Source organism: Pantoea sp. EKM103V (assembly GCF_011800365.1).
Lineage (GTDB): Bacteria > Pseudomonadota > Gammaproteobacteria > Enterobacterales > Enterobacteriaceae > Pantoea > Pantoea anthophila.
The window spans coordinates 63,039-83,197 of the sequence record NZ_JAALFQ010000003.1 but is presented as its reverse complement, the minus strand read 5'-3'; the positions used below and the strand labels follow the sequence as shown (position 1 = coordinate 83,197).

General features: G+C 50.1%; 28 protein-coding genes. 2 read left to right on the top strand and 26 right to left on the bottom strand.

All coding sequences use genetic code 11. The annotated features are described in order from the left end of the window. The 26 genes from HFD97_RS22170 to HFD97_RS09270 all read right to left on the bottom strand — a co-directional run. On the bottom strand, nt 1-222 hold a 222-nt coding region (locus tag HFD97_RS22170; RefSeq protein WP_167431241.1), incomplete at its 3' end, for a hypothetical protein. 41 nt (nt 223-263) lie between these two features. Further along, complete coding sequence (locus HFD97_RS09385) at nt 264-1,478, bottom strand: phage major capsid protein (protein WP_167431357.1); 1,215 nt, start codon at nt 1,476-1,478, stop codon at nt 264-266. Between the two features lie 12 nt (nt 1,479-1,490). Continuing rightward, complete coding sequence (locus HFD97_RS09380; protein ID WP_167431356.1) at nt 1,491-2,336, bottom strand: head maturation protease, ClpP-related; 846 nt, start codon at nt 2,334-2,336, stop codon at nt 1,491-1,493. A gap of 11 nt (nt 2,337-2,347) precedes the next feature. Further along, complete coding sequence (locus tag HFD97_RS09375; protein WP_167431355.1) at nt 2,348-3,652, bottom strand: phage portal protein; 1,305 nt, start codon at nt 3,650-3,652, stop codon at nt 2,348-2,350. Then, nucleotides 3,652-5,397, bottom strand: coding sequence for a terminase large subunit (locus tag HFD97_RS09370; protein ID WP_167431354.1), 1,746 nt, complete (start codon nt 5,395-5,397; stop codon nt 3,652-3,654). Before HFD97_RS09370 ends, HFD97_RS09375 begins: the two co-directional genes overlap by 1 nt. Beyond that, nucleotides 5,351-5,818 carry a phage terminase small subunit P27 family gene (locus HFD97_RS09365; RefSeq protein WP_100702685.1) on the bottom strand — a complete coding sequence of 156 codons (468 nt, stop codon included), beginning with the start codon at nt 5,816-5,818 and terminating at the stop codon, nt 5,351-5,353. Before HFD97_RS09365 ends, HFD97_RS09370 begins: the two co-directional genes overlap by 47 nt. Nucleotides 5,819-5,989: 171 nt before the next feature. Next, on the bottom strand, nt 5,990-6,328 hold the full coding sequence (locus tag HFD97_RS09360) for an HNH endonuclease signature motif containing protein (protein ID WP_185155346.1): 339 nt from the start codon (nt 6,326-6,328) through the stop codon (nt 5,990-5,992). A gap of 144 nt (nt 6,329-6,472) precedes the next feature. Next, the gene (locus tag HFD97_RS09355) at nt 6,473-6,694 is read right to left on the bottom strand and encodes a hypothetical protein (RefSeq protein ID WP_167431240.1); all 222 of its coding nucleotides are present in this window, start codon (nt 6,692-6,694) and stop codon (nt 6,473-6,475) included. Between the two features lie 37 nt (nt 6,695-6,731). After that, nucleotides 6,732-7,034: a hypothetical protein gene (locus tag HFD97_RS09350; RefSeq protein ID WP_167431353.1), complete on the bottom strand. Its 303-nt coding sequence runs from the start codon at nt 7,032-7,034 to the stop codon at nt 6,732-6,734. A 334-nt stretch (nt 7,035-7,368) separates the two neighbouring features. Then, complete coding sequence (locus HFD97_RS09345) at nt 7,369-7,806, bottom strand: Rz lytic protein (protein ID WP_167431352.1); 438 nt, start codon at nt 7,804-7,806, stop codon at nt 7,369-7,371. Further along, a complete protein-coding gene (locus HFD97_RS09340; RefSeq protein ID WP_167431351.1) occupies nt 7,794-8,426 on the bottom strand; it encodes a glycoside hydrolase family 19 protein in 633 nt (210 codons plus the stop codon). Before HFD97_RS09340 ends, HFD97_RS09345 begins: the two co-directional genes overlap by 13 nt. Continuing rightward, nucleotides 8,410-8,772, bottom strand: a complete 363-nt coding sequence (locus HFD97_RS09335; RefSeq protein WP_082668175.1) for a phage holin, lambda family — start codon at nt 8,770-8,772, stop codon at nt 8,410-8,412. The genes HFD97_RS09340 and HFD97_RS09335 overlap by 17 nt, the downstream gene beginning before the upstream one ends. Nucleotides 8,773-8,924: 152 nt before the next feature. Next, nucleotides 8,925-9,332, bottom strand: a complete 408-nt coding sequence (locus HFD97_RS09330; RefSeq protein WP_167431350.1) for a type II toxin-antitoxin system HicB family antitoxin — start codon at nt 9,330-9,332, stop codon at nt 8,925-8,927. 48 nt (nt 9,333-9,380) lie between these two features. Further along, on the bottom strand, nt 9,381-9,557 hold the full coding sequence (locus HFD97_RS09325) for a type II toxin-antitoxin system HicA family toxin (protein ID WP_052271421.1): 177 nt from the start codon (nt 9,555-9,557) through the stop codon (nt 9,381-9,383). A gap of 305 nt (nt 9,558-9,862) precedes the next feature. Next, nucleotides 9,863-10,291, bottom strand: coding sequence for an antiterminator Q family protein (locus HFD97_RS09320; RefSeq protein ID WP_167431349.1), 429 nt, complete (start codon nt 10,289-10,291; stop codon nt 9,863-9,865). 21 nt (nt 10,292-10,312) lie between these two features. Further along, complete coding sequence (locus HFD97_RS09315; RefSeq protein ID WP_167431348.1) at nt 10,313-11,329, bottom strand: DUF968 domain-containing protein; 1,017 nt, start codon at nt 11,327-11,329, stop codon at nt 10,313-10,315. Beyond that, a complete protein-coding gene (locus HFD97_RS09310) occupies nt 11,326-12,042 on the bottom strand; it encodes a phage antirepressor KilAC domain-containing protein (RefSeq protein WP_167431347.1) in 717 nt (238 codons plus the stop codon). Before HFD97_RS09310 ends, HFD97_RS09315 begins: the two co-directional genes overlap by 4 nt. A 404-nt stretch (nt 12,043-12,446) precedes the next feature. Further along, a complete protein-coding gene (locus HFD97_RS09305) occupies nt 12,447-13,184 on the bottom strand; it encodes a hypothetical protein (RefSeq protein ID WP_167431346.1) in 738 nt (245 codons plus the stop codon). A 62-nt stretch (nt 13,185-13,246) separates the two neighbouring features. Continuing rightward, complete coding sequence (locus tag HFD97_RS09300; RefSeq protein WP_167431345.1) at nt 13,247-14,251, bottom strand: hypothetical protein; 1,005 nt, start codon at nt 14,249-14,251, stop codon at nt 13,247-13,249. A gap of 303 nt (nt 14,252-14,554) precedes the next feature. Beyond that, on the bottom strand, nt 14,555-16,015 hold the full coding sequence (locus HFD97_RS09295; protein ID WP_167431344.1) for a dATP/dGTP pyrophosphohydrolase domain-containing protein: 1,461 nt from the start codon (nt 16,013-16,015) through the stop codon (nt 14,555-14,557). Then, nucleotides 16,012-16,134, bottom strand: a complete 123-nt coding sequence (locus tag HFD97_RS22355; RefSeq protein ID WP_255461646.1) for a hypothetical protein — start codon at nt 16,132-16,134, stop codon at nt 16,012-16,014. Before HFD97_RS22355 ends, HFD97_RS09295 begins: the two co-directional genes overlap by 4 nt. Next, nucleotides 16,131-16,565: a PerC family transcriptional regulator gene (locus tag HFD97_RS09290; protein ID WP_167431343.1), complete on the bottom strand. Its 435-nt coding sequence runs from the start codon at nt 16,563-16,565 to the stop codon at nt 16,131-16,133. The genes HFD97_RS22355 and HFD97_RS09290 overlap by 4 nt, the downstream gene beginning before the upstream one ends. A 12-nt stretch (nt 16,566-16,577) precedes the next feature. Further along, entirely contained in the window at nt 16,578-17,462 is an 885-nt protein-coding gene (locus tag HFD97_RS09285) for a conserved phage C-terminal domain-containing protein (RefSeq protein ID WP_167431342.1), read from the bottom strand. Next, on the bottom strand, nt 17,459-17,641 hold the full coding sequence (locus tag HFD97_RS09280) for a DUF4222 domain-containing protein (RefSeq protein ID WP_167431341.1): 183 nt from the start codon (nt 17,639-17,641) through the stop codon (nt 17,459-17,461). The genes HFD97_RS09285 and HFD97_RS09280 overlap by 4 nt, the downstream gene beginning before the upstream one ends. 285 nt (nt 17,642-17,926) lie before the next feature. Next, entirely contained in the window at nt 17,927-18,463 is a 537-nt protein-coding gene (locus HFD97_RS09275) for a YmfL family putative regulatory protein (RefSeq protein ID WP_167431340.1), read from the bottom strand. Nucleotides 18,464-18,488: 25 nt separating this feature from the next. Further along, nucleotides 18,489-18,686, bottom strand: a complete 198-nt coding sequence (locus HFD97_RS09270; protein ID WP_008925100.1) for a Cro/CI family transcriptional regulator — start codon at nt 18,684-18,686, stop codon at nt 18,489-18,491. Between the two features lie 54 nt (nt 18,687-18,740). Here HFD97_RS09270 and HFD97_RS09265 point away from each other — a divergent pair, with 54 nt between their 5' ends. Together HFD97_RS09265 and HFD97_RS09260 are read left to right on the top strand one after the other, a co-directional pair. Then, nucleotides 18,741-19,439, top strand: a complete 699-nt coding sequence (locus HFD97_RS09265; RefSeq protein ID WP_244319737.1) for a LexA family transcriptional regulator — start codon at nt 18,741-18,743, stop codon at nt 19,437-19,439. A gap of 197 nt (nt 19,440-19,636) precedes the next feature. After that, entirely contained in the window at nt 19,637-19,774 is a 138-nt protein-coding gene (locus HFD97_RS09260; RefSeq protein ID WP_167431239.1) for a hypothetical protein, read from the top strand. Nucleotides 19,775-20,159: the final 385 nt, after the last annotated feature.

The window sequence follows — 20,159 nt, the reverse complement described above, 5'->3', positions numbered from 1 at the left end:
CTCTGGCTCTGGCTCTGGCTCTGGCTCTGGCTCTGGCTCTGGCTCTGGCTCTGGCTCTGGCTCTGGCTCTGGCTCTGGCAAAGCAGCAGTACCGTCTGCAACCAGTTCTGCATAGCCTTTTTTAATCAACTCGCGACCATGCTGCTCGTCGGTCTCGATGGTGTTGCCTTCAGAAACGACAGTGCCGCCGAAATAATTCGGTTTAATCAAAAGCAGTTTCATATGTAACTCCCGGAAAAGCGGCCCGTAGGCCGCCGTTACTGTTACGCAGCTGCAGCAGGTGCGGTAAAGGAACCGTAAACGAAAGCTTCAGGACGCTTAACGGCCAGCGCCAGACGCTCTTCACAACGGATTGAGATCATGTTTTTCTCAAAGTCGTCGGCGTTTTCGGTCGAGATAACCACGTTGGCATCTTCGCGGTCGAAAATCTGCGCACCGGCATTGAATGCGCCGGTCAGGAATTTACCCTGGAATGCAGCTGCTTCAGTCGCGACGACTGGCAGCCCCCACAGGGTCGGACCAGTCAGCGCTGCCGGGTTCGCCAGAATGTAACGGCCCAGCGAATCTTTAGTCAGCTCAATCTTCGCCCAGTCGATGAAGTGCAGAACATGGCCGGATGCCGGGAAGCGGGCCAGCTGCGCCTGCAGCATAGCCAGTCGCAGATCATCAATACCGCTCTGATTTGCCACGCTGAATGGAGCCGCGTATTTCGATGCCTGCGGAACGATACCGTTAAGGTGCGTGCCGGTGCCGTCACCGAACAGAATTTCCTGCTCTTCAACGTACTTCAGGCCGTAGCGCAGTTCGGCGTCAATCGTCGACTGAAGCTGCGGCATATCATCCAAAATCTGCTTGGCGGCTTTGAACAGGTGCGCAATGGTGCGGACCGGCGTGATTTTTTCCGCAAAGGTGATATCGCTGTACGGCTTTTTGGTGTTCTCAGCAACGGTCGCCGCATTGTTGGTGAAGCCGGTCTGCTGAACCCAGTAGATGGTGTTGGATTCAGTGCGCCCCGGTGCAATCAGGTCGCGGATAAAGAGGCGCTGTTTCGGCTGCTGATCGATGCCAGGCAGACGGTCAGGCGCAACAATCTGGCCGGGTACATTGACCGACAGCAGTGCCGCCTTAACCGGAATGCTCAGGCGCTTATTACCTTCGATGCTGGCTGAAAACGCTTTCAGCGCTTCGGAGGAAATAACCTGACCGCCCACCGTTTCGATAACGTTTTTCGCATTCGCCAGCGGCATCTGCGCAACGTGCTGTTCCAGATCACCCAGCGATGCTTTCAGGGACTTGTTTGCCTCAGTCAGCGCGTTAAATTCAGTGGCGATTTTATCTACTGCTTCTTTGGTCTGAGCAGACAGCTGGCCGGAGTTTTTCGCTTCTTTGAGCGCGTCTTCAGCCTTCTGACTGAAAGTGCCGGACACTTCCTCCAGCTTTGCAGATACCTTTTTCAGTAACTCATTTACATCTGACATGATGAATCCTTATTAGCCGAACGCGGCCAGCGCGTTTTTAAGTTGAGCAATATTTTCGGGGTTGATTTCGTCGGTAGCGCCCGGCATACCTTCAGGGGTGGCAGCAGCGCCTGGCTTGCCGCCGGTTAACGCTTTAAGCAGTTTTCGACGCTCGGAGCGCGGTGCATCGGTTTTTGCCAGCATCGCGTCCAGCTTGCGCAGCGCAGCTGCAGGACTGTCGTCGCCATCAGCAATCTCGTCTGCCGCCAGCAGGCGATCTGCAAAACCTTTTTCAACCGCATCGCTGCCGCCGATATAGGTTTCGGCATTCATCATCGCGTCGATGGTGGCCGCATCCAGACCGGTCCGTGCGCCATAGATATCGTTCATCGCCTTATCAAAAGGCACCATGTCCGCCGCAATCTGCTGCAGGTCATGACGGTTGCCCATCGCGTACACCCAGCAGTTATGGATCATCAGGAAGGCACCGCGACCGATCTGCACCTCATCACCGGCCATTGCGATAATCGACGCAGCAGAAGCAGCGAGGCCCAGCACCTTGACGGTGACTTTCCCTTCGTACTCACGCAGCAGGTTATAAATCGCCAGGCCTTCAAACATATCGCCGCCTGGCGAATTGATATTCACGGTAACGTCAGCACCGCCGATTGAACGGAGCGCGGCAGCAATCCGGCTGGCGGTAACGCTGTCGCCGTACCAGTCAGCGCCAATGACGTCGAACACGGAAATGCTGTTGTCATCACTCTTTGCGGCCTTGATGCTGCCGTTCCAGCGATCCATTGCAGAAGACGGCAGATCGCGATTTTCGCGCGCAAAAGGCCGCCCCTCCGGCGCTGCCGGAAGACTTTTTACTGTCATTGGGGTTGCTCCTAAGCCGCCACTTTAAGCGGTGATTGTTCGAAAGGAATGTCAGGGAAAACGGCGTTGTGGACTTCGCGCAACAGCGTGGCCCTTGCGGCGGTGCTGTTTTTGCGTAAGTCTTCAAGCGGTGTCAGGTTCAGCTGCACGGTATAGATATCACCACCTTCAATCGGCGGCAGATTTTCCAGACGGCGCACGTCATTACGGGACATCCAGCCATTCTGCAGCGCGGTGGTGTAATAAGCGGAGCGTCCGGCGCTGTCGGCACGAAGCAGGCCTTCAACGGAGAACTCAGCAAACAGGTCTTCATCACCGTTCAGCAGGCAGCGTGAAATCTCCTGCTCAATGTTCACCAGCATCGGGCGCAGCGTATTCGTCAGGAACAGCAGGTTCATGCCTTCAACGCTCGACGCCCAGCTACTCTGCTTATCAACGTGACCGACCATAAACGGCGGCACGCGGAACCAGCGGCAGATTTCCTCAATACTGAATGATCGTGACTCCAGCATCTGAGCATCTTCAGGGTTAAGGGTGATACCCTGATAGGACATGTCTCCCTCAAGCACCATCACCTTGCCCGCGTTTTTTGAACCAACGAACCGGTTGAGGTTTTCGCGGTTTTTCTGGCGCTGCTCTTTGGTCAGCAGGTTCTTTGACAGAAAGAAACCTGACGTCTGAATACCGTTTTCAAAAATTTTTGCGGCTGACTCTTCGACCGCCATCGCTGCGCCAAACACGTCTCGCCCGGTGCGCATCGGCATCATTCCGCATACACCATCCAGACCAAACCCCCGGATGTGCATCATATTTTTAACCGGAATGATGCGCGGAACGCCCTTCTCTGTGTAGGTGTACTGAAGTTCGCCGCTGTCCAGCCGCTCCACCTTCATGCTCTGAGGGAGAAGCGGAACCAGTGAGACCAGCTTGGTGCCGATCATCTTTTTCTCAACGTAGGCATTACCCCGCAGACAGATACTGGCAACGACCATCAGCATGAAGCGCGACGGCGTCATTTCGCTGTTCGGGCGGCGGCACAGCAGCTGATAGGCCGGATGATTAAGCGCCAGCTTGCGCGAGCCATCAGCGGCACGTTCATAAACCTTCATCGGCAGGGTTGAAACTGACTCGCTCAGCAGGCGTACGCAGGCCCAGACAGAGGCCAGCGCCAGTGCCTTTTCTGCTGTCACGACCTTGCCGCTGCTGCTAGTGCCGTACCACTCCTGCCAGAACGCAGCGTCATTAAGCCCAATCGACTCACCGAGCCAGTTCACAATCGCGCTCTTGATGCGACCCGGCTGTTTTTTTTCCTTCATCAGATACCTACCATGATCGGGTCATCAAAAAAGTCATCAGGATCGCCGCTTTCTACCAGCACCGCATCCTCTGCTGCACCGATTGCCATAGCCGAAGCCACCACGCCATCGATGCGGCCGGTGCTTTTCTTTTTGGCAAATATGCGGTTGTCCTTCTGGTCAGCCTCAAGCACCGCACAGGCGGCATTCCAGCGCAGGCAGGGATTAGGCCGGATAGCGAGTACCCGGTTATTCAGGTGCTCTTCAAAAAGCTCAATTGATCGCGGCATCCACAACCCGGACTCCTGCGCCTTGTAAAAGCCCTGCCCGTGCGGAACAAGGTCAACGCTCACGGACTCGCTTTCCAGCTCGGGCTCCAGATACTTGATGCGGTACTGGTCAAACGCGATGCACTTAATATCAAATCTGGCCGCCAGCTCACCGATGCGCACCGCCACAAAACCATAGTTGACCGCCTTTCCCGGCGGCGCGTGAATAAAGCCATTACGCAGCCAGGCGTCATACGGAACGTGGTCAGTTTTGGCACGCTCCAGCAGGGAATCTTTCGGCGTCCAGAACTCAACTAAAAGCTTTTTGGATTTCGGAAAGTACAGCGCAAGCGCCGTCAGGTCGCGGGAGCCGGACAGGTCCAGTCCGCCATAGCACTCTTCCCCCGCTAAATCCTCCGGGTCAAAATCCTGTTCGCAGTTCATCCAGGTGTCGCTGTCAATCCACGGATCGGACGCTTCCACCCACTGGCAGAAGTTCAGGCGGCGGACGATGCTCTCTTTTGACGGCATGCCCCGCGCCTGCGTTACCTGCTCCCGCAGATATTTATCGGTGAAGGTCTGTCCCAGCGACGGGTTAGCCTTGCCCCAGCAGGATTCATCCTTAAACGGGTCGTCGCCCTCATCCAGCGAACAGATGAAGCTGAAAAAGCTGTCATCCTCCAGGTCTCCGGCGGCAACCTTGCGCCCGTACTCATGGTACTCGTAGCAGACGCTGGTTTTATCGTGGCCGCTGTTGGTGATCAAGAACATCAGCGCCTGACGGCGGCCCTTTGTACCGGCACGCATCATCTCAACAACAGCGTTTGTTTTGTGTTCATGCACTTCGTCAATCAGTGCGCCGTGCGGGCGCGGGCCTGACTGACCATCATCGGAGCTGATCGGCTTGAAGAAAGAGCCTGTCTGCAGAAATGCGAGGTTCCACACGTTCAGCCCGGTACCGGATTTGGTTATGCGCTGCGCCAGCGCGGGCGACTGATCGACCATCGTTACCGCATCACGGAACAGGATCATCGCCTGGTCTTTTTTCGTTGCCGCCGCGTAAACTTCGGCGCGGGGCTCTTTATCTGCCATCAGCAGGTAAAGGCCAACGCCTCCCGCCAGTGGCGATTTGCCTGAACCTTTACCGGACTCGATGTAGCTCATGCGAAAGCGGCGCGTGCCGTCTTCCGCTTTCCACCCGAACAGGGAGCCAACAATGAAACACTGCCACGGCAGTAGGATGAAAGGTTTCCCCTCATGTTCACCGCCGTTGAGCTTCAGAACCTGAGCAAAGAAGTTAACAACGCGCGTGACTGCTCCAACATCCCAGAACAGACCACGCTTCGGCCCCTCTTCCAGATCGCGAAGGTGGCGGGCGCATGCCGCACGGATGTCGGGTCCGGCAATAACCGCACCGCTGGTAACGTCCATTGCATACTGCGTTGCCGGATCAACCGAAGAACTGGTTGAGCGGGTCTTCTTCTTTTTCTCCACCATCAGCATTTACCTTTGACCGGGCAGCCGGTGTAAGGCCGAACTCCACCAGATAACTTTTAAACCGGCGATCAACATCCGCCAGCATGGCGACAGCCGGATTTGCCTTAATAAGAAAATCACCCATCTGGGTTTTAGTCGTATAGGTGCGCCCTTCGATATCGACTATCTGGCGCAATTGCAGAATTTCTGCATAAAGATCGCAGAGCCGTTCGAGCGCAAATGTATCCGCAACCGTGAGTACACCCATCCCGTCCAGAAGAACGGTTAGTTTTCCCCAGGCTGTTTTACCCCAGTCGGTCAGATGTGATGGAGGGCTGGGAATTTCCCGTGCGGGTTTTGGCTCTTTTTTGTTGAGCGCACGCTTACCGGGATTTCCTGTAACAACTTTCAGATGGGTAGGTTTTGGTCGTCTTCCGGCCATAAAAACCTCCCAGAAAAAAACTTTTCATTTCGCGGTTGTGCATAAAAAGGGGGGCGGGCGGTCAGGAGGTCGTTAACCCCTGAACTCTGATCCCACCCTCCCCGGTGATGATGATAATCGTTCTCACCTGACCATACCCCTCTCACTCTCGCTTTGAAATGATATTCATTCTCACTTGTGCCAATGTGATGACGGGTCTAGTGGCAGGCCATTCTCGTCGCATCCAATGACGTGACCACGCTTCTCTTCACGCTGCTTGGTAGAGTCGTGATGTTGCTTGCAGAGTGGCTGCCAGTTGGCCTTGTCCCAGAAAAGCTTTTGAGCCTTCGCTATCTCGTCCTGTTTGCCGCAGTTGATGGCCTCCTTCAGCCGGTGTGGCTTGATGTGGTCAACGACTGCAGCCGCAACTGCTCTGCCCTGTCGGTGGCACATTGCGCAGAGAGGGTGAGACTTCAGGAATGACAGCCTGGCTTTGTCCCAGCGGCTGTTGTAGATGCGAGGTTCGGACATCAGAGCTTCCTGCTGGGTGGATGCGTATAACCCTCGGCAATGGTGAATCCACCAGCCGATGATTCGTTGTGTTTATGCTGAAAAGTGAACTCAGTAAGCTCAGTTTTCTGAACAACCTAAAACCGCCCCGATAGGCGGCCTGTGTTAATCGCTGCCGCAACCACCGCCACTATCTGAAGAACTGCCAGAATCATAGCTGCTGCATGAATCAGAACTGCTTGAGCTGCTGTAGTCGCTACCAATATAAATCGGGCTGATAGGATTAAGTGGATTCATCAGACCGCTGCTTGAACCGGTGTTGCTTTGGTGACGGCGTTCTTCTTCCTCGCGCTGTCGCTTACGTTGCTGTTCGGTTTGATGTGACATATTCACTCCAATAAAAAACCTCCCGAAGGAGGTCGTTTTAACTAATTGCGGTCAGGCCATTTGGTAGCAATTTCTGAATCTCATTATCTACATTGAATCCAGATATTGGCTCTGTTGAAGCAACCAAATATTTCGCCCCTTGGTAGTCGTATTCAGTGACAAAATAAACGTCGTTTAGAGGTACTGTTATTTCAGCTTCCTGATCGCGTGAATAGAACTTAGCCAAAGGTTGATGTTTTTTTGCCAGTTGTAACATCTGACCAATATATAGACCAGACCACACCTCGCCGTGACGTTCTCCACCAAGGACGAGGTAATCAACACATTTTTCTTTTGTCATAGGAGCTCCCTTTTGGTAGGCCAGTAACTATGACACGTATTCATCATCAGGCGCACTCGCAAATGCGCCTTGTGATGCTTACTTAAAACCTTCAGCGATCATCATGAGGATAAAGACGATAAAAGATGACATTGCAAAACCTTTCGCCAGTTCTTTGAATCTCATCATGTCGATGTACCGCTATTGCTTGGCTCTGGATGATTCGATGCGCCGGATTGCTGCGCGGTCAATATTGCACTGCCCCAGAGCGCCATATAACTCAGCGTTGAGGCTCACGCTGTCACCGAACGTCATTGGATCGGGCGGCGCTGGCACATCAATCTGGCTTGTCAGCTCAGCCGGAAGGTTTAGCTGTGGCTGTTTTATTGTCCGGTACTCCACCAGCGGCTTTTGCTGCGTCCCGCAACCGGTCAGCAGCATCAGGGGGAACAGGAGCAACAGCACACTTGTCCGCCGCAAGGTAACGCTTAATTTCATTCTGTAGTTTCCGGTTCTGCTGGGCTGTTACGGCACGCTGCTCTGTGACCTGACTCATCACATCGTTTTGCTGCTTAACTGCTGTTACCAGCTCAGTGACGCTTGATGCCAGTCCATCGTTTTTGGAGCGCAGGTCATTAATCTGCTCGTCTTTACTGTTTGCCAGCTTCTCAAGCCTGTCGTTTGTCGCTTTCAGCTGTGAGTTACTGGCGTTAAGCCCCCACAGCGCCACACAGATAAGGCCAATGATGACCAGGCCTGAATTGTTTCGGATAAAGCCGATTACGTTGAACATAGAATCCCCTTAGATTTTGATAAGCGGGATTTCCGGTCGTCCAGACCATTGGTGCCACCGTTAATGATTCTGGTGATGCGGGTAACATCATCAGAATCAGCCAGCTCGTTTAATCCGTGATTCTTCCACCATGCCGCCGCAGACATCGCAGCAAAGCGATAGCCCAGCAATAAGTCAGGATTAGCCACTACATCAGCGCCCAACTGCTTCTCCAGTGCTGCATAGTTCGCCTTCCCGGTAATCTGAATCAGACCCCGACCGCGGTAGCGGTAACCATCACCTGAAGCAACATCACCATTCCCGTTACGGTTTGCGTAAATGATGCTGGCGATCATCTTCTGATTTGCTGGATGCATAGCGTTGCGCCCATAAGCGCGGGCCTGCTCTGCAGTGATGCGCTTGCCAAACATTGCGGTCAGCGCGTTCTCACTGTAATTTAGCCCCTCTTCAACCTTCAGGAACCCGGCTGACTCATGCCCCGCCTGTGCCAGAAAGTGGGCCTGCCGTAATGGCGTGCTTATCTGGAAGGCTGAAAGGCTTGCCGCTAAATGCGGATACCAGGCATCACGCAGCGCATTGCTCACGCCGGTCGCGAGCTGAAAACTACTGGCTGTCAGCATTACTGTCTCCCAATCGCTTATCTATCTGGCGGCGTATCTTCGTAGACACGTAGTCCACACCGAGGAAGCCAAGGAAGACCGCAGCAACCCGCGTAATGTCTTCACTGAAGTGCCAGTTGAACACCGAACCGATTACCTGAAGACTTGGCTGCAGGAAGAAGGCGAAGACGCTGCACATCGCAGCATCAAGCAGGCGGCGTGACCATGCGTCTTTACCAACGTATGTGGCTCTCAGAATCGCCATGACTCCGGCAAGACCCGCATAGCCGGTTTCGTTTTTGTGGGCGTAAAGCCAGGCAATCAGGCTTGCCCAGAACCCAACGTCTTTGTCCGGCATGCGTTTCATCCTCACCTCCGATAATTGGCAGGTGCTGTCGGTAGTCAGAAGAAGATTGCGCAACGCCACGGCGTCAAAAATGTGTGTGGAGACTGATTGGCGTGCGCAAAAACGAAAAAGGCCCACCGAAGTGAGCCTTTGAATTTATTATTTGATGTCTGTCAGGCAGTGACTAATTCAAGTCGCTTGCCCAGCGCTGAGAGCGCCTTCTGAACAGTATCTATTTTGGTCGAGTGATGCAGATCGAAGATGCGCGTTACCTCCTGCTTTTTAACTCCCATGCGTGAAGCCAGCTCAACCTGAGTTAAGCCGGAAGCAAGGAAAGCATTAAGCAGTAGCACCTTCGCCGACACACTCGCCGGAACCTCTACGAAATCACCGGTTACCGGGCCAGGTGCTGGAACGGGCTGGTTATCTTCAAAGTAGAAATCAAATGAAGTAACCAGCGCATCCAGCCCCATCGCTAACGCCTCCTCACGCGTATCGCCCTGAGTAAGCGCCTCCGGTATATCCGGGAACGAAACCACATATCCGCCGTCGCACAGCTCGAGATTAATCGGGTATCGCATATCGTGTTAGTGAAACTTTGCGAGAACCAGCCCCGGAGGGCTGGTTAATTATTTCAGGCCTAACTGCTTCATTATGGCCTTTCGCAGTGGTTCTTTTAACTCAGCGCCGGGATGCCTCGGCATTACACTTCGCTTCCCGTTGTATCTCAGCTTCAGATGGTTAGTACCGTTTGAAACTTCGACTCCCTGAGATTCAAGCCACCGCCTGAACTCGCTTTGCTTCACTACTCCTCCTGTCTGTTGAACATGAAGCTATAGTAAACACTTATGCTTACCTAGTCAACATTTTTGTTTACCAGAAGGAAGGGTTAATTTGAAAAAGGACTCTGACGCAAAAACGGTAAGTGCCCTGCCCGTCGGCAGCAGAGTTAATTATTCAATCCCCCTCAGGGATAAGTGATTGTCTATCCCTCTTGGGGAATATTTCAAATAAAAAACGCCTCCAGGCTGGTGAGGCCTGAGGCGCTTTGACATGCACATTTGGAACTGACTTTTAGCAGATAAGCTGCACTGCTTGGTAATCGACCTTATCAGATTACTAAGGAAAATGCGGACCGCGTGAGAGGTTTTTTCAATATTTTTTTCGGCGTCAGTTCGGCATCCATATCCAGCCGCACATCAAGCATCGCCAGACAGCCCTCAATAAACCCCTCAGCCATCTGGGTTTCAATTCTCACTATCTTCTCGTCGCGCTTGGCCTGCTTTGCCAGGGTGCGCTTTGAGATATTAAAAAAGTAATGAAGTACGATGATCGCATGCTCATCCGGTCGCTTTTCTTTAAGCCGTGCAAGACAGCCCTCAATAATTAACCCGTCATTGTCGCTGCAGGTGAGCGTTAATTTTGAATCCTGCGCCAATAGACCTTTGAAGCCCGCCGCAATTGATGAGTAATCAACACCGCTGCTATCCGATTTAGCCCAGCCCGCCCAGCGCTCTAATACCTGTGACATGTCACGCATATTTAATCCTCTCCACACACTTTATTTTTTGTCTGTCCCGATAACGCCGACTGCAATCGCGAAATCGAGGAACCTGAACAGCAGATCAACCTGACTACCGTATTTTGCTTCAAACGCTTTCATATCCCGGTGCAGTTCATCGTGATGCGCTCTGCATAGCGGTATCACGAATAAATCATGCGCCTTCGTTGCCATCCCTCCCTGACCGTGTCCGATGATGTGATGCGGATCATCGGCCTGTACGCCACAGCATGCACACTTCTGTGTCTTCACCCACCGCGTGTACTTCTCACTCTCCCAGCGCTTACGCTTGGGGCGCTTCATGAATGATTCTGGTGATTCCGGGTCAGCATGGAGGCTGATTATCTTTTTGACGATCTGCGCTGCATCCTGAATTACCTCCCGCGCCGGTCTCACCGGAACAATGCGAGCCTCTTTCAGTTCGCCGCTCTGGATGCTTTCTTTCGGCATGCGCAGAACGCGTCGGGCCGGTGCCTCTGGTATCAGGTCAATCACATCATTCAGGGTTGCCCACCAGCACAGTTCAGGCAGGGTCAGCTGGTGGTCACCATTAAGCGTCAGCTGACTGCATGCAGCCCTGATTATCCAGAGTGCGGTGTTACCTTTCGCGATATTCTCCAGGCTACCAGGTACGCTGTTTTCCCTGAACTCATTATCGTGGCTATAGCAAAGAGACACCAGGCCGTTTTCGATTTCTGACACTGTGAATTCATGGTGATGCCACACTCCCAACTGATCCCACTGGCAACAGCCAAACGACTGGACGAAGGATGCCAGCGCATTAGGCCCACCAGCGGCAGCTATAACGCGTTCGTGGCTGAAGAAGGGAATCAGTGAGGGTTCATCAAGTAGCGGCTGGGTGCCGTCATTCAGGCGCCCTGATGGCAGGTCCGCCATATCCAAGGTCGGTGTGCTGATCACAACGCGAGATTTGAACAGCTTCAGCAGTTCCGGTCCCGGCTTGAACAGCACAATGCCTGTGCGTGGCGCTATTTCAGGTGTAAGCAGTGCTCTCACTCAGCACCGCCTGCAGCTTTATGCGCCGTCCATAGCCCGCCAATCCACTGAACGCCCTTCGCGGTGAATCGGGACTGACTGAACATATAATTTGATTCGGAAGTGGTTCCAGTTCTCACTTCAAACCGACCCGCCTCGATGTGCTGGCTATAGGGCGTCATGGCTCCATTCAGCCGGTACATAACCCGATTCTCAATCAGGAACAGGCGTAATTCAGGCTCTTTGGCTTCAAGAAGCTTTGCTAACTGGCGGAATGTCATTGAACTGGTGGCCGTGACATAGCGATCCAAGAAAGCAACCTTTGGTGCGGCTTCAGTCAGCTGCAACTGGAGGCGCTCCTTTTCCTCTTCCATTTCGGCGGCCAGGCGGAGTGCCTCTGCAAAGGTCTGCGGGATTTTGACTGGCTGGCTTTCCTCTAATTCATGCAATCGCTTAATTACTTTCGTGCGGATGATGGCACTGTAGCCGGTAATGAGGCATTCGGTATGCTCACGGTCGAGGTGATACTCAGTCTGCTGGCGGTTCATGCTGTCAAAATAGATGTGAGCAAATTTGCGCGTATCTTCCTGAAGCTGAAGCAGCATGACTTCAATATCTCTTTTAACATCTGGATGACGCTTAGCTATGAGATCAGAAATTTCACGGCTGGTCACTACTGGGGATTGAATAGGATTGACTACAGGCGCAATAGCACCCGCTGATTGATTCAGCATTTTGACCTCTCCACACACTGTTTTTACCGGCCCCTCCCCATCATCTGCAAATGAACGGGACCAGTCTTTTCCAAAGTCACCTGCAATATGACTTTGTTATTTTTACTATAATCCCTATTTTGATTTATATCACTGTAACTTTCACAACACTTTTTCCTTGTTCCACCTGCTTAACACTGATACTGACAAAAGCTGTTAATCAAAGTTAACTAAACAATTTGGCAAGATAAAAAATCTTTGTCAGATAGATTTTACTCATAGGAGCCATGATTTTATAATAACTAATTACATGTCAATAACAGGAGAGCACACTTTATAACCACTGAGTTCTAGGCGCTAATACTAAACACTTATTTCTAATTTTAAAAAGGCATTATGAAAATGCCTTTTTCATATATCAATGCCTAGTAAGGCCGCATTAAATAGTAGGGTTTACTTTCAATTGTCACCTCAATTTTTTGCGAACCCTTGCTATTTTCATCACCGTTTAACTTTTGAGATTTAAAAAGTGATATCGAAATGATAATAGTAGTCACGATTATAAAAACAAACATGGTTATAGATGCCCAAAATGTCATTCTTTTTGCAACAATATATGCAGATTCTCCTGACTTCACAACTTCCCAGTTATCTTTGATGAGTTCCCGAAGCTTGTTTTCCAAGTTATGAATTTCAACATCAATGTTCGCCTTGCCATTTTTTTCATGATCCATAGCAAAGTTGTTTATTAAAGAATCTATCTCTACCATTTTTATACTTACAATGCTTTCGATACTACTTTTGTCTTTCAGTTTCTTTGGGTTAAGCCGTATTCTTATTTTTGAAGAAAGCTCTTTAATTTCTGACTTTAATTCCACAATCATGAGCATGTGTTTATATTTGTCTTCCACAATTTCAGCAAAAGCAATCTTTGAATCATTTACACCCATGAAAGCAGCTGATACTAAGGAAAGGTGGTTTAGTTTTGAAATTAATTTAGATGATTCATCTCTCAACTCATTAGCCCATTCCTGTCTAAATTCAGAGATTTTATTTTCTTTATTATACACTGCTGAAACATATGCAGAAAGACATGATATTAAAGCTATGGATAAACTGCCTGTTAAGATGTATATGCTGGGAGGTATTCCTGAAATGTCCATTTTCTTCCTTAATATTTTCATTCCCGCCACTCGTAATGAATGACGGACATAGAATTTTAAAATTAAACTATCTTTCTTGATTTATCTAATTCGCCATAAAGCTCGCTTTGATTCTCCGTTTTTTCCGGAGTGTTTTGGAAGATGAAAGCTAATGCACTATCAACTTCTGCAACTGACCTTCTGGCATCAGAATCACTACCTGATTCAATGGCATCATCAATGCTGTCTATTGATGATTTTAATTTTAACAGCACATTATTGTTCTTTGGTTCTTTACTAGTAGCATTAATTTCATTTTGAATTAATGTCTTTATTTTAGATAGAGCCTCGTTTCTATCTGATGTGGTAATTATCTTCCCTGAGTAATCTTTGCATACACAAGCTTTGTTATTGCATGAAGGGCAGCCATTTATATAATAATTGTCAACTTCATCACCCAAATCTTTATCCTTAAAAACAATCCCCCATAAAGACAACATCCAAGCAAGAATGTCTGCTAACTCATCATTAATGTTGTTTTTGTTGTAAAACTCATCTTCATGAAGTTTCGTATAAGCCTCATGTAATTCACCCAACTCCTCGAAAAGTCTCGATGAATGATAAAAACCGCCGAATATATTATAAATATTTTTATTTGATGGATAAATCTTATTTATCATAGTCGGAGCATAAATTTTTGGTGAACCAGAGTGATAGATTGAATTTTTCTTTTGCAACAGTTCTTCTTTAATTGCTCTCGCATTTGAAGTAAACTCGGGCTTCCTATGAGTTTGTGAGCAAGTGCACGGAGAATTTGTGCAATAAGGACATATTGTCGGAAACTTGGTGAAGAATGATAATTCAAGATCTATTTCAAGCTTTTGACTTATGGCAATCAACCAAGATAACGACTCAATATATACATTGATTATTTTTGACTTGTCCCCGCCATCAGTTCGCACAATCTCCCTTGTAAGATATGCTGTTTTCCTAGTTAAAAATGAATACATATATTCAAAACTTAACTTTTCATTCTTTTTACCATAAATGGTGAAAATTGCATCACTTGTCTTAGCTATTGTAAACATTTTGACGCCTTTTTTTGATGTAATAAAATCACAAAATAGTACTTTACATCTTTTAGCGCAAGGTTTAATGCGTCCCTAATACTTTTAGTGAAGTCATCACGAATGATAGTCATATGAAATTCGAGGAATGTATATTATTGCGTTCACTGTAATCAGTTAAAAAGTTATAGTTTAAGTTTAAGTTTAGAAACATTAGCTACAACTGAGCTGCAGTGAAAACAGCGCCAAGGGCGCTGATCAATACTCCTTTTCTGGTGTTAGGCCAGTACGTGTTAACGCTTGGCGGGAACGGGAGAGTTAACTTCATGCAGTCTCCCCTAAACCCGGAATAGTCATCTGACCAACCACCTCACGGACTGCATGACGCAGCATGCGGATGTTTGACCAGCAATCACGGTCGGTCTGCTCCACCAGCTCGATAAACTCCTGAACCGTGCATGCCCTGTCCTGGCGAACTTCGATCATCACCGCTGAGAATCGCTGCAGCTGCTCAATAGCCAGCTCGGGGTCATCGTACTTCTCAGAGACCCACAACTTCAGTTCGAGATCATCCTGGTGCTGCTTGATGAGACGAACGGCACTGGCAATCGTCTCTGCTGGCACTGTCACACAGGTAGGGTTCTCTACAGAGTCTGCCGCCCAGGTGTGCGCCCATTTTGATTCGCTGTAGGTGTACTCAGCTTTCATCTTGAACGCGGCAATAACGCACGCCCACGCTTCAACACCGCTTTGCTCAAGGATTTCGTGCTTCAGCAGTGGCAGGTCATCGCTATAGTCTTTTTCAGACTGAGCACCTTCTTCGATATCAGCCTTCAGATGCTCACGCGGCTCACCGTCTTTAGGTTCGGGCCACTTACGGGCCTTGTTGACGCTGAGCTTCAATTCCATCGCAGCGTTAAGCTCTTCCTCGGTAATACCGGCGCGGCGCATTGCATCCCACAGCAGAAACTGAAGGTCAGCCCATTCCGACAGGTCGTCTGGTGCTTCAGCTGCTTCCATCGCTTCTTTAGCCAGGTGCTTCAGGGGGCCGACTGGACCTACATCACCAAACGTTTCCTGTGACCACGCCGCGTGATCTGCACGGATTTTTTCGCGCAGTTTTACCGGCGATACGATGGCTGCTGAACGGGTCAGCTTCTTCTTGCCAGCTGCTTTCGCCTTCTGCATTTGCTCCTGCGCTACCGATGATGCTTTTACGCCATGCTCACGCTGCAGGGCTACTGCGGTTGTCGCGGCCACTTCGCCAGACTTCACCATCTCAATCAGCGGTTCGCCAACGGTCAGCAGCTGGAGGTGCTGTTCTACATCGGTGATCGAACGCTTAACCTTTGCGGCAATCTCTGCTGGCTCTAATCCCTGGTTAACGAGGCGCTGATAGGCGGCTGCACGTTCCAGCGGCAACAGGGCGCGTCCCTGACTACTGGTGACCATGAAAGCAACGCTGTCAGCTTCACTGCCCACGAAGTCCTTACACTCAAGACGCAGGGTGTAGCCCTCTTCCTGAGCCAGCTTCGCACCGTAATAGCGGTGATGGCCGTCGATGATTTTAATGCCTTTCTCGGTGACCTTAACAGCCAGTGGAGGCACGTGTTCACCAGCGATAAAGGCGTCCCGGAATTCCTCGACATGGGTCTGATCGATATCACGGATGTTGTAATTAGTTTCAACATACAGCTCATCAACGCCCAGCAGGTAGGTTTTACGGGTGGTGATGTCGGTGTCGCTGTTTTTCTTGTCGTCGTAAATGCGCGCTAAAGTACTCATGCTGTGGTCAGCTCCCATGTCAGGACAAAAATCAGTGCGGCAATCATCACTACTGCTGTGCGGATGGCCTGATAGAAAATCTCATTGCGCTCGTAGTGGCGCAGTACGCGTGCTTTCATTGGCGAACCTCACTCAGGAAGCTTTCACCAATACGGCCTGTATCAAGCCCGCCATAGCTGCCACAGTTGAGTGAGCCCTTCACAGCGCAGCGGTCGCAGTTCTCTTTGGCTTGGTTGCGTGATGCATCAAATCGAGCCACCAGCATCGCTTCGCGCCAGACCTGTGCGGCACGCAGCCAGAACCCTTTGCTCTCCAGTTCGGCGGCCTGCTTCGCCTTGTGGCTGTATCTTTCGCTCTCAACCGGCAATGGGTCGGTGTTGATCGAGTAACTCCAGTCGCTTGCCCGCTTTAGCTGCCCTTTGGTGAACAGCGGTTTGATAAAGCGCTTCACTGAGGTCTCATGCAGACCAGTTAGCTTGCAGAGTTCGCGGACCTTCAGCGGACCATTGCGAGTAATCAGTTCAAGAATTTTTGATTCGTGATTAACCATGACTCTCTCCCCTTATGCGCCGCGAAAGCCTTCTGGCGTTGATGTGTCTACCTGTGAAACAGCCATCACATCACGCTGCCACTTGCCGTTGATGCACTTAGGCCGCCCCGCTTTATCCCACTTCTGCGCGGAACTTAGATAGCCGGGGAACTTGCCTGGCCGGAAAATTGTTTCCGGTCGGACGTACTCACACATTTTTGGGTCTTCAGCCCACTTAGCGATTGAGTAGTCCACAGTGAGGATTAGCTCATCAGCAGTGAAGTCTTCAGCCAGGCGACCGCGAATTGGTGCCAGTGAGGATTTTGATTTCTGAAAGCGCATACCAGCTGCGCGGTTAAGATGATCCAGTACGCTGAAAGCAGCCTGATTTGCATCAGGGGCATGGTCGGGTTGCGTCGCAACCTGACAAGAAGGAGTTGTTGTAATCTCTGTAGTATTCTCTGTTGTATTCTCTGTAAGACGAGTGCAATTTGCCCCCATCGATGGGGTTAAACTGCCCTTATCGATTGGTGCAGCTTGCCCTTTTCGATGAGTGCAACTTACATCCTTCGATGAGGGCAATTTGCCCTCATCGGCCAACAGTGGGTTTGCGTGGTTAATCGCATAAAAATTCGTGCGGTCGTGCTGCGTCTTTTTTAACTGTTCAACGTAGATCAACCCACTCTTCTTAAGTGAAGTCAGAGCGCGTTTAACGGTATCTGACGACCACCAAGGGAACTGCTCATTCCAGTCTTCAATGGTGTTGTAAATCCAGCGTTTGCCATCGTGTTCAACACCTGAAGTGGTATCCTCCAGCCAGTAGCAAATCTGTTGCAGCACAATGGCTTCATTCAGCCCAATACGCTGCGCAAGGGCCGGACTAATGACCAGAGGCTTAACCTTCAGCAATAAACTCATGACGCCACCTTCCTGAACTTCTGACTGAACAGAACGCGGGGCTGCATACATGGATGCGGATAGTTGGGGCGCATGTAAATCACGCGATGATTCACTACGTCTACACCTACTGTTTCCACAACGATGCCGCGCGGGTCCTTATAGCGCTCCACCCAGGGTTTAATGATCTCGTTTTCCATCAGTTCACACCTGACTGCACTGGGCAGCTGTAGAAAGACTTCCACGCTGCCTCAACTACCAAGCGCGGTATTGGCTGGTAGTTGTTCAGTCCACCAGCGGTAGGTATGATTTGCTCATAGACAGGGACGCCAGCGATAACACGGCAACGGAATTGCCGAACTGCTTTGCTTTGGCTTACAATGGACATGCGATTGATTCTCCACACACGTTGATTTAGTCGCGACCGACGCTCAGGGCTGCAATCCCTGGGCGTCACCTTTTTAGTGCTTAAAAAACTTTTCATTTCAAATATCCTGCGCTTCGATCTGAACACCTGGCGCATCGATTTTCCTGCCGTTCGCCACGAACATATCCACAGAGTGCTCAACAACACCGACGCCATAGAGAGCCATGAAGCCGAGAAAGCCGTGAATCTGGTGACGCATTTTTTTATGGAACAATGCTGAAAGAGTTTTGCGCTCTTTACTGTCAATAACACCGTCAGACGCGGCGGCGATCTTGGCGATCGCTAACTCACCAGCTGCTGCACTCGCTTTCATCTCGATGTCGTACAAATCGACCTTATCCACCTCTTTTACTGCAGAGACATCCACCAGCAACTTTCCGTGACGTGTTGCGAAAAAGTCTGCCAGGCATGCCGTGCCGGATAACTCTTCCATCTTCATGAGTTCATCCAGGGTGAAGAAACGACTGCCACACTTGCGATACATATGGTTGTGAAACTGATCGATGGTCATGCCTAAGTCATCGGCCATACCTAAACGACCCGCTTTATGTGCTTTGCACATCAGTCGAATTGCTGTGTTAATTGTGTCTACCATTTCTCTTTTCCTTCGGTAGTTACAGTCAGGCCGTCTGACCTGTATCTTTTTGGTACAACGACGCATCGAAGCGCAGTTTGCCTTTGGTAATTTTTTCGATCTGGTATGCACGACCTTCAGGAATTACTTCCGGCCACTCAGAAACTGACGGATGTTTGATTCCTAAAACTGCTGCGGTCTTACATACCCCTCCAAAGAATTTGATAACGTCCTGCTTCCTCATGAGAGTAATTCCTTTAATGGGTTGGCGTGACAGGTAATGTAGGATATCCAACACATGAATGTCAAGATTCTTACCTACGATTTTGGTAGGATCACCTACATGATGAATATGGGTGAACGAATCCGCCTTAAGCGGAAAGAACTGAATCTCACGCAACAAGCACTGGCAGAAAAGGCCGGTGTCAATCGTGTGACTGTTACAGGCTGGGAGAAGGATGATTACCAGCCAAACGGGGCTAACTTGCAGGCATTAGCGGACGCTCTTAAATGCGATCCGACTTGGTTGGTTAGTGGAAAAGGAGATTCGGCATCAACCCCATTATTGGTACCTGTTAACGTGAGCGCCAAAGAGGTGCCATTGATCTCATGGGTGCAAGCAGGAACCTGGACAGCTACTGACCCAGGAATAACACGCGACGAAGCGATCATGTGGCTTTACACCACTGCATCAGTATCGGATAAAGCATTTGCCCTCCGTGTTCGTGGTGATTCAATGACTAATCCTCACGGAAGGCCCACCATTCCTGAAGATTCAATTGTCATTGTTGAACCTGAAATTCATGATGTGGCGTCGATAAATGGAAAGATTGTTGTTGCTCATATTGATGGCGGTTCAGAAGCTACCCTTAAAAAGTTTGTTGAGGATTTCCCTCACCGTTACTTAGTCCCTCTGAATCCCAATTACAAGACGATTGAATGTGATGGCAACTGCCGGATTGTCGGCGTTGTAAAGCAAGTCATCATGGAGTTTTGATCCCATCTTAAAAATTAAGCCGGATATCCAATCCGGTTTTTTTTCGCCCTTAATGTAGGCTTCCCTACAAACCCACTTGACATTCTATTGTTGGATACCCTACATTAAACCCAACAAAGAGGTTCAGCTGTTAATCGCCTCTTACGTGTTGGGATTAAGCAATCTCTCAAGAGGCGGGAATGAAGATGATCAAGAACATGTCGAACACAACGCTCCGGGACCTGATTACCTTTCTACGTCTCTTCCCGGATGCCGATGTGATCTGCTGTGGTGATGCAGGTGTGGTGAGTGTGCAGTGTGATGTTGAAAACGTGGTTCGGGGACCAGCGTTTTAAGAGTACGGAATTGCTGTGTTGGCGGTTAATCATGAATGTTTGTTTAACCGCCCTTTTTCACAACGATAAGGGCATTTGCAAAGCGGGTGTTTTCGAACGCTTTAGAGACATGGAGTAAGTGTCCTTTTCGTTGTGGTGATTAAAGCCCGGCAACCTTTCACGTTGTGCAGGGGTAACAGTCAGAACGCGGACTGGAGGGAAACGGCGTTACTGCGACATGAAAGGGTCGCCACTACAACAACGGGGGCGGCACCGTAAAAGTCTGCCAGTTCGTAAGTCACGTTAGCGTGTTACCCGAACCAAGCTGGCTGGGAGGTCAGCACACAACGGTGAGAACACTGGTTGGAACGCACATAGAAGCCCCTCAGCATTCGACAGTGGCTGA

What these genes read in the sequence shown, in the direction of transcription:
- HFD97_RS09385 (WP_167431357.1), bottom strand. Translation starts at nt 1,478, where the DNA reads ATGTCAGATGTAAATGAGTTACTGAAAAAGGTATCTGCAAAGCTGGAG.
- HFD97_RS09380 (WP_167431356.1), bottom strand. Translation starts at nt 2,336, where the DNA reads ATGACAGTAAAAAGTCTTCCGGCAGCGCCGGAGGGGCGGCCTTTTGCG.
- HFD97_RS09375 (WP_167431355.1), bottom strand. Translation starts at nt 3,652, where the DNA reads ATGAAGGAAAAAAAACAGCCGGGTCGCATCAAGAGCGCGATTGTGAAC.
- HFD97_RS09370 (WP_167431354.1), bottom strand. Translation starts at nt 5,397, where the DNA reads ATGGTGGAGAAAAAGAAGAAGACCCGCTCAACCAGTTCTTCGGTTGAT.
- HFD97_RS09365 (WP_100702685.1), bottom strand. Translation starts at nt 5,818, where the DNA reads ATGGCCGGAAGACGACCAAAACCTACCCATCTGAAAGTTGTTACAGGA.
- HFD97_RS09360 (WP_185155346.1), bottom strand. Translation starts at nt 6,328, where the DNA reads ATGTCCGAACCTCGCATCTACAACAGCCGCTGGGACAAAGCCAGGCTG.
- HFD97_RS09355 (WP_167431240.1), bottom strand. Translation starts at nt 6,694, where the DNA reads ATGTCACATCAAACCGAACAGCAACGTAAGCGACAGCGCGAGGAAGAA.
- HFD97_RS09350 (WP_167431353.1), bottom strand. Translation starts at nt 7,034, where the DNA reads ATGACAAAAGAAAAATGTGTTGATTACCTCGTCCTTGGTGGAGAACGT.
- HFD97_RS09345 (WP_167431352.1), bottom strand. Translation starts at nt 7,806, where the DNA reads ATGTTCAACGTAATCGGCTTTATCCGAAACAATTCAGGCCTGGTCATC.
- HFD97_RS09340 (WP_167431351.1), bottom strand. Translation starts at nt 8,426, where the DNA reads ATGCTGACAGCCAGTAGTTTTCAGCTCGCGACCGGCGTGAGCAATGCG.
- HFD97_RS09335 (WP_082668175.1), bottom strand. Translation starts at nt 8,772, where the DNA reads ATGAAACGCATGCCGGACAAAGACGTTGGGTTCTGGGCAAGCCTGATT.
- HFD97_RS09330 (WP_167431350.1), bottom strand. Translation starts at nt 9,332, where the DNA reads ATGCGATACCCGATTAATCTCGAGCTGTGCGACGGCGGATATGTGGTT.
- HFD97_RS09320 (WP_167431349.1), bottom strand. Translation starts at nt 10,291, where the DNA reads ATGCGTGACATGTCACAGGTATTAGAGCGCTGGGCGGGCTGGGCTAAA.
- HFD97_RS09310 (WP_167431347.1), bottom strand. Translation starts at nt 12,042, where the DNA reads ATGCTGAATCAATCAGCGGGTGCTATTGCGCCTGTAGTCAATCCTATT.
- HFD97_RS09305 (WP_167431346.1), bottom strand. Translation starts at nt 13,184, where the DNA reads ATGGACATTTCAGGAATACCTCCCAGCATATACATCTTAACAGGCAGT.
- HFD97_RS09300 (WP_167431345.1), bottom strand. Translation starts at nt 14,251, where the DNA reads ATGTTTACAATAGCTAAGACAAGTGATGCAATTTTCACCATTTATGGT.
- HFD97_RS09295 (WP_167431344.1), bottom strand. Translation starts at nt 16,015, where the DNA reads ATGAGTACTTTAGCGCGCATTTACGACGACAAGAAAAACAGCGACACC.
- HFD97_RS22355 (WP_255461646.1), bottom strand. Translation starts at nt 16,134, where the DNA reads ATGAAAGCACGCGTACTGCGCCACTACGAGCGCAATGAGATTTTCTAT.
- HFD97_RS09290 (WP_167431343.1), bottom strand. Translation starts at nt 16,565, where the DNA reads ATGGTTAATCACGAATCAAAAATTCTTGAACTGATTACTCGCAATGGT.
- HFD97_RS09285 (WP_167431342.1), bottom strand. Translation starts at nt 17,462, where the DNA reads ATGAGTTTATTGCTGAAGGTTAAGCCTCTGGTCATTAGTCCGGCCCTT.
- HFD97_RS09280 (WP_167431341.1), bottom strand. Translation starts at nt 17,641, where the DNA reads ATGGAAAACGAGATCATTAAACCCTGGGTGGAGCGCTATAAGGACCCG.
- HFD97_RS09275 (WP_167431340.1), bottom strand. Translation starts at nt 18,463, where the DNA reads ATGGTAGACACAATTAACACAGCAATTCGACTGATGTGCAAAGCACAT.
- HFD97_RS09270 (WP_008925100.1), bottom strand. Translation starts at nt 18,686, where the DNA reads ATGAGGAAGCAGGACGTTATCAAATTCTTTGGAGGGGTATGTAAGACC.
- HFD97_RS09265 (WP_244319737.1), top strand. Translation starts at nt 18,741, where the DNA reads ATGAATGTCAAGATTCTTACCTACGATTTTGGTAGGATCACCTACATG.
- HFD97_RS09260 (WP_167431239.1), top strand. Translation starts at nt 19,637, where the DNA reads ATGTCGAACACAACGCTCCGGGACCTGATTACCTTTCTACGTCTCTTC.